Consider the following 11,317-nt stretch of genomic DNA (forward strand, 5'->3'; position numbering starts at 1 on the left):
TTACGGCGTGGACTACCAGGGTATCTAATCCTGTTTGCTCCCCACGCTTTCGCTCATGAGCGTCAGAACTGGCCCAGCTAGCCGCCTTCGCCACCGGTGTTCTTCCTGATATCTACGCATTCCACCGCTACACCAAGAATTCCGCTAGCCTCTACCAGTCTCCAGTCCCCCAGTATCCGTCGCCAGTCCGGGGTTGAGCCCCGGAGTTTCACGGCGGACTTAAGGGACCGCCTGCGAGCGCTTTACGCCCAGTGATTCCGAACAACGCTTGCGCCCTCCGTCTTACCGCGGCTGCTGGCACGGAGTTAGCCGGCGCTTCCTCTGATGGTACCGTCAGACGCCCGCCCTGTTTGGACGAGCGTGATTCTTCCCACCTGACAGTGGTTTACACCCCGAAAGGCTTCCTCCCACACGCGGCGTCGCTGCGTCAGTCTTTCGACCATTGCGCAATATTCCCTACTGCTGCCTCCCGTAGGAGTCTGGGCCGTATCTCAGTCCCAATGTGGCGGGTCGTCCTCTCAGACCCACTACGCGTCATCGCCTTGGTGAGCCGTTACCTCACCAACAAGCTGATACGCCGCGACCCCCTCGCCTGGCGGGAGCTTGCAAGCAGAGGCCCCCTTTGGTCCGCATCCCATGCGGGACGCGGATATCATGCGGTATTAGCCCGGGTTTCCCCAGGTTGTCCCCCACCTGACGGCAGGTTGGTCACGTGTTACTCACCCGTTCGCCACTCGGTTCCAGGTGCAAGCACCTGGTCCTCGTTCGACTTGCATGTATTAGGCACGCCGCCAGCGTTCGTCCTGAGCCAGGATCAAACTCTCCGTAAAAAAAAGAAAGCTCGAACAGCTCCTAATCGAACGCCGATCTCGTAGATCGTCCGTTCGGAATCTACGTTGCTTGAACCCCTGTCCTCCTCGGGCAAGTGCCCGGGAAGACGACGCGGCAGGACGTAGCGCCTGCACGCGAAAGGGGCCCGCCTCACTTCCTCGAAACCCCAATTTTCAAAAAGCTCCGGCACCATGTACGGGCTGCCGGAATCATGGACTCCCGCAAGCGCGGCACCGCCGTCGCTTCGGGAGCGTACGATCGTAACCCCTCTTGCCAGGCGAGTCAACCCGCGTTCAGGGGTTGCCGGCGGGTTCGGATTCCGGGACTGCGCCTCCGCGAGCCGCGGCCAGGAGTTGCCGTTTCGCCCTGGCTGCGGGGACCATGTCTTCCGCCAGCGATGCGGTGGGTATTTCATGCGCTTCGACGCGGTGTCCCCGGCGCAGGGTCAGGTACGCTTCCATGGCACGGTAGGCCGGCAGCCCCACCGAGCGAAGGAAATCGGCCGTGCCCCGGTTGCGGTCGACGACCCGCTGCCAGAATTCCCGCGCATCCGGCCCCGGAAAGGGTGCGGAGTCCTTCTGCGACTCGTGCCTGAAGATCGCCTGCACCTTGGCCCGCAGTTCCCCCTCCGAGAGGGGGACCAGCACGGTGGCCTCGTTCACGGTCCACTCCTGCCAGGCCCCGCGGTAGAGCCATAGCCAGGGCGCTTCGCCGGTGTAGCGTTCCAGTGCCCGCTCCACGGCTTCCAGGCACATCCGATGGGTGCCGTGGGGGTCGGAGAGGTCACCCGCGGCAAACACCATCGACGGACGCACCTCCTCCAGCAGAGCGGCCACGATCGCGACATCGGCTTGCGTGATCGGGTTCTTTCTGACCGTTCCCGTCTGGTAGAAGGGCAGGTTCAGAAAGCGGGCGCAATCACTTGAGAGCCCCAGGGCCTGGATGCCGGCCACCGCCTCGCTCTCGCGGATGACGCGTTTCAGGTGCTGCACCACGACCGGGTCCCCCTCCCCGGGCTCCTTGAGCGCAAGTTCCCTCTCCACCCGGTGGAGAACGTCCCCCAGGGTCTCGCGGTCCCCGAGCTCGATGACGTCGGCGGTGCGTCGCATGAAGTCGAGATAGCGGCGGATCTCGTGGTCGAACACGGCGATGTTGCCCGAGGTCATGTACGCGACGGTCAGGCGATTGCCGTTCTCGGCCAGCTTGCGCAACAGCCCGCCCATGGAGATCACGTCGTCGTCGGGATGGGGCGAGAAGACGAGCATCCTCTGGCCGCGCGGCAAACGGCTCTTACCGCGGATCTTGGAGATCAGCGCGTTGAATACCTCGCCGTTGAGCGGTTCGGCCGACCCGTGCCGGGACACCAGCGACCCGAGGTGGTGCTCGCGGTAGTCGTCGGTGGAAAGGTGGAGGATCGGCTTGCCCGAGCGCCGGCTGAGCCAGACCACCGCCTCCACTTCGCGGTGCGGGGTCCATTCCACGTCGCTCACCAGCCAGGGCGTGCGGATGCGCGTCAGCTCGCCGGCGGCGGGCGGATCGAGGTACACCGTCGCGTGAGGATGCTGCTGCAGGAAGGTGGCGGCGACATCGGCGTGCACCTCCCCCTCGACGGCGCGTCGCACGATCTCGGCCTTGTGCTCCCCCGTCGCCAGCAGGATCACCTCGCGCGCCTCCAGAATGGTCTCCACCCCCATCGTGATCGCGCGGGAGGGCACGTTCTCCTCGCCGAAGAAGTCGCCGGCCGCGTCGGCCCGCGTTACGGCGTCGAGATACAGGCACCGCGTGCGCGACTCGCGCCGGGAACCCGGCTCGTTGAAGCCGATGTGTCCGCTGCGGCCGATTCCGAGAATCTGAAGGTCGATCCCCCCGGCCTCGCGAATGCGGCGTTCGAAGTCCAGGCAATGGTCCTCCACCTCGGCCTCGGCCAGATCGCCCCGGGGGATGTGGCGGTTTCCGGGCGGGATGTTGACGAAGTCGAAGAGGTGTTCCCGCATGTAGCGATGGTAGCTGTGCACGCTCCCTGGCCGCATCGGGAAGTACTCGTCGAGGTTGAACGTCACTACATTCGAGAAGTCCAGACCCTCTTCGCGGTGGAGGCGGATGAGCTCCCGGTAAACGCCGACGGGGGTGGAGCCGGTCGCCAGGCCGAGAACCGCATGCCGGCCTTCGCTACTGCGTTCGCGGATGAGAACCGCGATTCGCCCGGCAACCTCGGCGGCGAGGCTGTCGTGATCCGGCATGATGCGAACGGCGATCCGTTCGCGACGTGCCAAGCCGGCTCCGGGCATGGAATGCGCCTGCCTTGAGGGTGGTCGGCCCGGTTCCGACACCTGCGGAGATCCCTGCGGGGGCCAGAGGCCTGCTCCGCGAGCCTCGCCCGGGACAAGAAGCTAAGGTGAGCGACCGGACTTGAACCGGCGACCTCCAGGGCCACAACCTGGCGCTCTAACCACCTGAGCTACGCCCACCACATGAGAGGTCGGCGGGATCACGAGGGTCGCCGGCCTCACCGCTCTGATTCGAAGGGTGCCTCCCAAACGAGCGACGAAAGGTAATCCGGGGCCCGATGCGCGTAAACCACGGCGCGTACACGGGACCGGACCCTCGTCCACCCCGCTCGAGGCGGACGAGAACCCGGAAGCTGGACGCTCTCCGACCGCCTTTCGGCCGACGGAAAACAAGATGAGGCGCGCCCGCCAGGACTCGAACCTGGGACCTACGGATTAGAAGTCCGTTGCTCTATCCAGCTGAGCTACGGGCGCCTCTTTGGGAAAGGGGCGAGGCCCCTAGATCTTGACGACGTTCTCCGCCGCGGGGCCCTTCTGCCCCTGGACGATGTCGAATTCGACCCGTTCCCCTTCGGTCAACGAACGATACCCGTCGACCTGGATGGCCGAGTGGTGTACGAAGCAGTCCCGATCACTGCCTTCGGGCGTAATGAACCCGAAGCCCTTCGCATCATTGAACCACTTCACCGTACCGGTGGTACGCATCCCGCGCTCCTTGCCCGCGCTCACCCGCGGCCTGTTTGGTGGCCGCCGAGACCCGGAACATCCGGCCCCACGACGTCCAACTGCTCAAAATCGCCCCAATGTTACGGGCCGCTGCCGCCCGATGTCAACGTCCGTCGCGTCTTGGCGCGACGCAGGGGGAGTTGGTCATGGGAGCGACGGCTGGTGCCGGCGCCGGGAAAACCCCTGCGTCAGCTACGGGCCGGTCCAGGGACCGGCTTCACGGCATGCGGCAATGGCAGCAGCCTCGTGACGAAGAGATGAGAATTGATTATCATTATAGGTCAGGAACTCACTGTTTTCGCGCCCCAGTCGCCGATGTGACCACCATAAAGCACTTCCTCGCAACCGTCCCGTCCAACGCGCATCTGGCCTCCGGGTCACGACTCGCGGCGTGCGCCGCGGCCTGGTGTGGCGTGCACTGCGCGCTTACGCCGTTCCTGGTCGCGGCGGCACCCGCGCTCGCGCTCTCCGAGGGCGTCGAACGCGCGGTGTGGGCGGGTACGGTGTTGCTCGGCGCGGCCATGCTCGCGCTGGGCCCGGCCCGCAGGAACACTGCCGTGATCCTCGCGTTCGCCGGAGGGGCCGCGTTCTGGGCGGCATCCCTCGCCGGCTGGCTCGAACCGCTGCCCGAGACCGTGACATCGGCTGCCGGCAGCCTGGTCCTGGCAGGCGCGCTCGTGCAAAGTGCCAGGGTCTGCCAAACGGACTCGTGTGCGGTATGCGCCGACGAGGAGCACTCGGATCGCGGCGGCTGACGATGCAACGAGATACCCGTCAGCGCCGGGCGATCCGCCGCGTGTTCATGAGCGTCGGGCGCCCCCTTACGCCTGACGAAGTCCTCGAGCACGGCCAGCGGATCGTGCCGTCCCTCGGGCTGGCCACCGTCTACCGGAACGTGAAAGCCCTCGCGGATGACGGATGGTTGTCGCAAGTGGAGCTTCCCGGCGGCGGGCTTCGGTACGAGTTGGCCGAGCGTCCCCATCACCACCACTTCCTCTGCCGTTCCTGCGATCTGGCGTTCGACATCCACAGGTGTCCGGATGAAGTCGAGGAGCTGGCGCCCGAGGGCTTCGAGGTCGACGGCCACGAGTTGATTCTCTTTGGTCGCTGCGCGGAGTGCAGGTGAACCGGACTCTGAACCGTCGGCTCGGCGTGCTCCGCGAACTCGGAAACTGGAGGGCGTGCGGGTGCGGCGCGTCCGACGGCCCGATCCCGCCTCCGACCTCGCGGTAGCTCCAATCGGGGCGGCCGGATTCGAACCGGCGACCTCCTGCTCCCAAATCCCCCAAAACGCGATGTGAAATCGCGGCAAGAAATCTCCTAAGTTCAACTGGGAGTGCACGATCTGCCACTCTTGCCGCTGCCTCGCATTTTAGTCTGCCGTGCCGATTCGGACGGAAGATGGGGCCAAATGGCGAGCATATGGACGGACCGACCGAGCTTGATTCCTCCTTGACAAGCGGTTTTTCGTAGTAACATTAATCCAATGCGGATCGAGTTCGACGACGCGAAACGCGCGCACACTCTGGCGGCACGTGGTCTGGACATGGAGTGGGCCACGGCGGTGTTCACGGGCGCGACGCTGACCGTCGAGGACGACCGCCGGGACTACGGCGAGGCGCGCTTCATCACCATCGGGTTTCTCGACGAGGTGATGGTGGTCCTCGTCTGGACGCCCCGTGGCGATATTCGCAGGGTCATCAGCATGAGGAAAGCCAATGAACGAGAACGACAACTCTACGGCCCGAGGTTCTGATCCCGATACCGCGCCCGACCTCTCGAAGGACGGCTGGCCGGAGAAGTTCGCTAAGGTGCCGGTGCGCCGGGGACGTCCGCCCAAGGCACGTCCGAAGGTGTCCACCACCATCCGGTTGTCCCAGGATGTGATCGATCACTTCCGTGCCGGGGGACGAGGCTGGCAGACACGGATCGACCATGCCCTTCAGGACTGGATCAAGCAGCACGACATCGCATGAGGGTTGAACACTGGAACGCGAATACGGCGTACTACCGCGAATCGGATTGTTCCGGGCTGACCGATAGCATGACGCGCGCGTACGGACGGCTGATCGCGGGGGCGGCGGCGTTCGAGACCCCCGCGCCTTTGCGGCATCGGGACGATCCTTGGCGGCTGCACGTGCTCCAGCATGAGCACGGCCCGCGCGTCCTGAAAGCGCGCATCGTCGCCCCGGACGAACAGCCCGTAGCGGTGCTGGCGGTGGCAGAAGGCGGTGGGGACGGCCCGCGGCGCGCATGGCGCGAAACGGTGGCGGCCTCCCCTTGGATGAGCGAAGAATGCGACCCGAGCGATTTCCGCGACTACCTGCCGGACCGACCGTGGGTGATTATGGGTTTGCTACCGGCGCTGGCCGTCCACGGCGAGGCCGTCGGATGGCTGGGGGAGCTTGAGCAGTGCATCGCGTGGGCCTTCCTCAAGAGCCTCCCGCCGATGGCCAGCGCATGAGGCCGTCCGCCAAGGCTGTGGCGTTTCGGTGTTCGGCATTCCAAGAGCGGCCCCCCTCAACCGGCTCGGTGAGAACGCGTGCTGGAATGCGGATTTCGCATTTCGACCGCATTTCGTTGTCCGGTTTCGCCGAAATCGCGCGAGTAATGGGAATAGGCGCATTGGTAGTTGCATTTCAGCCGCCCGATGCGCACGGAAACGCGCATTCGCGTTCGACGTGGCGTTCTCGCCAAGGTCCAGAGCGACTTCTCAGGACGGCTCGCCCGCCCGTGCCAGCAGATCAGCGAAATCGTACAAGACGCCGGTTGCGCCGAAATCGGGTTCACGACCGAATGGGCGGCGCAGGTAGTGGATCTTGTGGCCCCCTGTCGCTCGGAACTCAACGATGGCGAGGATGTAGTCGTCGGGCTTGTTGAGCGAGAACAGGATCTCGTTGCGAGTCACGGTAATCGAGGGAGCCCCCTCAACCCGGCCCTTGACTTCGATAAACCTGAGTCGGCCGGTGTCAGGCACTCGGCTCTCGATGTCGTATCCCAGCTTGTCGAACTCCCTGTCGGTGGGCTCGAAGCCCAGACCGCGCTCGACATCCATGACGATGGCGCGTGCGCGCGCCGCGATGGCCTGCGTGTCGGTTACGTTCATCTTCTCCTCTCTGCGACCGGCGATCTTGTCCAAGAGTCGCTTGGGGACCACCAGCGTACCCCCAAGTACAGACGGTTGCCCAGTCGAGATGTGGCGCTCCAACGACAGTTCCCCGAGCCGCCTTTGCAACCTCTTCTGCAACTGATCGGCGCGTGTCGCGGCCTCGCCCGAGTCTAACCGGGAGTTTGGGCGGCCCGCCCTTTCGCGGAGCTTCAGATCTTCGGCGCGATGGTCCCAATACGAGATTTCCTTCGTGAGCCGATCCTTGACCGCCGCCTCGGTCTTGTCGATAGCAACCGTTCTGGTCTCGCGGATCTCGTTCACATGTTCCGGTACCACGCTCTCCGCCGCGTATGTCTGCGCCCGGGTCTCGATCTCCCGACCGATCCATGCGCACTCCGAACGGCTGAGGATTTCGTCAGGCTGTGGCTCGCTTGGCGCAAGCGGACGAAGGTCCAAGTAAGGGGCTTGCCGGAGATGGCCGCGCACCCCCTCCGGTCCGATATCGAGGTAGATCGTCCGCTTCGAGATGGCCCGCTTCCGTCCCGCCCGCGTGGGCAGACCATCGAACACGGAATGCTCAAGGTGAACCAAAACTCTTGGGTCGAGACCGTGGTCTACCTCGTCAACCAAGACGGCACCTCGCTTCAGAAGAGCGCGGTGCCGTTCCAAGGTCAGGTCGAGCACCGCGTCCAAGAGGGGATGCCCTGGACAGACGAATGCCGCCACCGGTTGTCCTCGCGGAGCCACCAGTTCCTTCTCGAACACGATGCGCTCGTAGCGGGCGGACACAGGCTCTCGCGTTCCAATTTCGCCAGCGCGACTCCGCACGGCCGCCGGCACCCAAGAGACCTGATACCGCCTCGGTTCCCGTTGCCTCGCCGATCCACCAAGCTGCTTGAACGCCTCCAGAAAGAAAGATTCGACGAAATGGGGCTGAAGCCGACGCGCCTCCGCGCGTTCCATCGCCTCGCGCACGGCATGCAGTCGGCTGACATCCATGGCGTCCTGGGCCAGCGCGTGCTGGTGCATTAGCCCAGCCAGCCGGTCACGGTCCAGTGCCTGGGCAACCACTGTGTCGAGATGGGCTCGCACTTCCGGCTTCTCCCCATAGCGGATCGCGCTGACCAAGAGGTCCCTCAGGGGCTGGCCCTCGAACTGGACTTGTCCGAGCACGTCGAAGACCTGCCCGCCCAACGCCTGCCGCTCGGTTTCAAGCTTGTCCAGCAACGTCCGGTAGACATTGCCTTCGCGGGTGTCCTCTGCGAGAAGATTCCACAGGTGGCAGACCTCGGTCTGGCCAATGCGGTGAATCCGCCCGAACCGCTGTTCCAGCCGGTTGGGGTTCCACGGCAGGTCGTAGTTCACCATCAGGTGGGCACGCTGAAGATTGATCCCCTCTCCCGCCGCATCTGTCGCCAGCAGAACCCTGACGTTCGGGTCATGCCGAAAGGCGTCCTGCGCCTTGAGCCTGTCCCCACGGTTGAGCCCGCCATGAATCGCGACGACCGCTTCGGGTCGCCCGATCAAGGTCGTGATCCGGTCATAAAGGTAGTCAAGCGTGTCCCTATGCTCGGTGAAGATCACGAGCTTCTGGCCGGGCGAAGGCTGCGGAGCCGACACCTGGTCCGCGCTGCCTGCATTGGGAGGCTTGCCAATCCTGAATGCCGACGCGAGTACCTGGTCCAAGAGACCGGCAAGCTCGCGCCACTTGGTGTCGTCACTACGGTCCAAAACCTGGCGGGCCATTTGCTCAAGTGCTCGGAGCGTCTCGACTTCGGCACGCAGTTCGCCGATGGATCGTGCGGCCGTGGCTTGGTCGAGTACCTCGGCTTCCGCAGCCTCGAATTCGCCCTCGGGCGCGTCTTCCAGATCCTCCAGCTCTTCAACGCCCAAGCTAGGACCAGCGAACAGGGGCTCGCCGCCGCTCTTCGCGTCCCGGAGAAAGTCGTCGAGTTCGTTGGCCCGGCCCTCAAGGCGTCGTCGGCGTCTCCGCAGCGAACGATGGATGGCCTGGGGCGAAGACGCGAGCCGACGCTGGAGAACCGTGAGCGCAAAGCCGACGGTAGTCCGCTTCCCGCCGTCCAAGTTGTCGGCGCGATTGAACTCGTCTCGCACATACCGGCTCACTGCGTCATACAGGGAGGCCTCGGCTGCGGAAAGTCTGTACGGGACGGTGTAAGCGCGGCGCTCGGGGAAGAGCGGGGTGCCGTCGAACTTGAGCAACTCCTCCTTCACCATGCGGCGCATGAGATCGGAAATGTCCGTTCGATGAACACCGCTTCGGAAGCGGCCCTCGAACCGGTCCCCGTCCAAGAGGGCCATGAACAGCTGGAAGTCGTCTTCCTTGCCGTTGTGGGGCGTGGCAGTCATGAGAAGGAAATGTCTGGTCAGGCGACCAAGGAGTTGTCCCAACCGGTAGCGCTTCGTGTACCGTACCTTCCGACCGAAATAGGTCGCTGACATCTTGTGTGCCTCGTCGCACACGACGAGATCCCAGCGGCAATCCGGTGCTTGGAGAAGCTGCTTGACCTCCTCGCTGCGGGACAGCATGTCGAGACGTGCGATCACCAGGTCGTTCTTCTCGAACCAGTTGTCCGGGCCAGAAGCTCGGAGCGACTCGCTTCCGTATAGTGCAAAGGCAAGCTGGAAGCGGGTCTCAAGCTCCTCCTGCCACTGCTCGGCCAAGCTGCCGGGACAGACCACCAGACAGCGCTCAAGATCGCCCCGCGCGATCAACTCCTTCATCAAGAGTCCCGCCATGATCGTCTTGCCGCTGCCTGGATCGTCGGCCAAGAGGAAGCGAAGCGGCTGGCGCGGGAGCATCTCCTCGTAGACCGCCGTGATCTGGTGGGGGAGAGGCTCGACGAGCGAAGTATGCACGGCGAGGAGCGGATCGAAGAGATGGGCGAGGCGTATGCGTTGAGCCTCGGACACGAGACGAAACAGGGCACCGTCGGCGTCGAAGGCCCAGGGACGAGAAACGGAGTGAGCTTCGAGGTCCTCTTCGTCGCTCCGGTACAGGGTCTTGGTGGCTTCATCGCCGGCAAGAGTCCGGTAGGCAACCTCAACAGCGTGTGATCCCAACCACTTCGTGGCGACCACCGTGACCGGCCCCTCGGGATCAATACCCCCTACTTCGGAGTGTTGGAGATCTTCGAGCTTCAAGGCATCACGGAGTCGCCGTTGAAGGATGCCCGATGGACACGGCGCAATCGTTTACGTCCCTCGGACCAACGCCTCAAGCCTGGCGACCACGAAGGACGGGCACCCATTCTGTAGCTGCGTCGGACACGCGAACGCCAACCGGCATCGACACCTACCCTCTTTGGACCGGCAGCCGCCACGCTTGGCAGGGACGATAGAAACTCATCCGAGCACCTCGGCCGGACAGGCAAGCGCCTTCCCGCATGTGACTGTGACCTCCCGTACCGGGTGTATACGGCCATACCCGGCCCGATGGCGGCCTGGGCGAGGTCGACCGGTGCAATGTTTCCTGACCTCATGACCGACAGGGCGGCTGGGAGTTCGGAACGGAGCGCGGTGCGGAACTCGCGGCTGCTGGCTAGGGGAGCGTCTGTAAGCCGGTGTCGGCACACCAAGACGATGCTGGAGGCGAGGGCGTTAGTGCCGGTTCCCACCGGACGTTCACTTCGTTCGGTGCGGACTGGCCATGTACCGGTGATCGTGAAGCCCGAGCGGATCACTGCGTCTAAGAAAGTCTCCCATCCAGTGCTGGCCGTTCCTGCGCTGCCCCTCGTCTCCGACTGCTTGAAGGCGTAATAGACGGTGATCGGAAAGCCGGGGTGGGTCCGTATCGCGAGCTGCCGCAGAGCATTGGTCATCCCGCTGAGGAAAAAATCCTCCGCCGCCGCTCGGCTCCCGTGTCGATACGGCGTGGCCACTAACTCTTCGGCTTTGGGCACAGCCAAGGTGCCAAACAACTTCGGGAACACGGGCTTCAGGGCACGACGGAGCCACAGATAGAAGAAGTCGGACAGGTCCGCGTAACCGATGTTGTCGTAGTAGGGTGGGTCCGTCGATACCACCTTGGCCGAGGTCAACCGCTGTGCCGATGCGTCTGCCTGGATGGCAATGCCGGGCGCGACAGAATGGGTTGCCGCCAACGCCTTCTCGACCCAGCGCAGCAGGGAGGCGAAGCTCCCCGTAGAGGAGGACAACGGGTTTCCCTCTGCGAAGTCCCAAGTCATTGGAATCGCTTGGCGCGCGAATGTATTCCGAATTGCTTGGAGGCTGACAATCCAAGTAGAGATCGAAGACTGATAGTCGGCGAGACGATCCACACCTAACGCCAGATACACGCCGACAGCCTCGGCATACGCCCTCGCGCCGGTGCCGCCTTCGC

9 protein-coding genes, 2 tRNA genes and 1 rRNA gene are annotated in these 11,317 nt (G+C 64.2%); 5 read left to right on the forward strand and 7 right to left on the reverse strand.

Annotated features, from left to right (window positions below; all coding sequences use genetic code 11):
• From OXU32_11745 to OXU32_11765, 5 genes are all read right to left on the reverse strand, one after another.
• Nucleotides 1–830, reverse strand: a 16S ribosomal RNA gene (locus tag OXU32_11745); the annotation flags it as partial.
• A 294-nt stretch (nucleotides 831–1,124) separates the two neighbouring features.
• Nucleotides 1,125–3,119: a glucosamine-6-phosphate deaminase gene (nagB, locus tag OXU32_11750; GenBank protein MDE0074624.1), complete on the reverse strand. Its 1,995-nt coding sequence runs from the start codon at nucleotides 3,117–3,119 to the stop codon at nucleotides 1,125–1,127.
• 106 nt (nucleotides 3,120–3,225) lie between these two features.
• Nucleotides 3,226–3,299, reverse strand: a tRNA-His gene (locus OXU32_11755).
• A gap of 220 nt (nucleotides 3,300–3,519) precedes the next feature.
• Nucleotides 3,520–3,593, reverse strand: a tRNA-Arg gene (locus tag OXU32_11760).
• Between the two features lie 24 nt (nucleotides 3,594–3,617).
• On the reverse strand, nucleotides 3,618–3,824 hold the full coding sequence (locus OXU32_11765; protein MDE0074625.1) for a cold-shock protein: 207 nt from the start codon (nucleotides 3,822–3,824) through the stop codon (nucleotides 3,618–3,620).
• A 338-nt stretch (nucleotides 3,825–4,162) separates the two neighbouring features.
• On the opposite strand from OXU32_11765, the gene OXU32_11770 reads away from it, so the two are divergent.
• The 5 genes from OXU32_11770 (at nucleotide 4,163) to OXU32_11790 (ending at nucleotide 6,309) form a co-directional block, all read left to right on the forward strand.
• Entirely contained in the window at nucleotides 4,163–4,600 is a 438-nt protein-coding gene (locus OXU32_11770; protein ID MDE0074626.1) for a MerC family mercury resistance protein, read from the forward strand.
• 2 nt (nucleotides 4,601–4,602) lie between these two features.
• Complete coding sequence (locus OXU32_11775; protein MDE0074627.1) at nucleotides 4,603–4,971, forward strand: transcriptional repressor; 369 nt, start codon at nucleotides 4,603–4,605, stop codon at nucleotides 4,969–4,971.
• A gap of 360 nt (nucleotides 4,972–5,331) precedes the next feature.
• Nucleotides 5,332–5,601 carry a BrnT family toxin gene (locus OXU32_11780; GenBank protein ID MDE0074628.1) on the forward strand — a complete coding sequence of 90 codons (270 nt, stop codon included), beginning with the start codon at nucleotides 5,332–5,334 and terminating at the stop codon, nucleotides 5,599–5,601.
• Entirely contained in the window at nucleotides 5,564–5,821 is a 258-nt protein-coding gene (locus OXU32_11785; protein ID MDE0074629.1) for a BrnA antitoxin family protein, read from the forward strand. Before OXU32_11780 ends, OXU32_11785 begins: the two co-directional genes overlap by 38 nt.
• A complete protein-coding gene (locus OXU32_11790) occupies nucleotides 5,818–6,309 on the forward strand; it encodes a hypothetical protein (GenBank protein ID MDE0074630.1) in 492 nt (163 codons plus the stop codon). Before OXU32_11785 ends, OXU32_11790 begins: the two co-directional genes overlap by 4 nt.
• A gap of 249 nt (nucleotides 6,310–6,558) precedes the next feature.
• Here the strand turns inward: OXU32_11790 and OXU32_11795 are convergent, their stop codons facing one another.
• Together OXU32_11795 and OXU32_11800 are read right to left on the reverse strand one after the other, a co-directional pair.
• Nucleotides 6,559–10,119, reverse strand: coding sequence for a helicase-related protein (locus OXU32_11795; GenBank protein MDE0074631.1), 3,561 nt, complete (start codon nucleotides 10,117–10,119; stop codon nucleotides 6,559–6,561).
• Nucleotides 10,116–11,317 (reverse strand): hypothetical protein (locus OXU32_11800; protein MDE0074632.1); only part of this gene is annotated, 1,202 nt, incomplete at its 5' end. The genes OXU32_11800 and OXU32_11795, both read right to left, overlap by 4 nt.

The sequence above is a fragment of the Gammaproteobacteria bacterium genome, from assembly GCA_028819075.1.
Classification (GTDB): Bacteria; Gemmatimonadota; Gemmatimonadetes; order Longimicrobiales; family Gaopeijiaceae; genus BD2-11.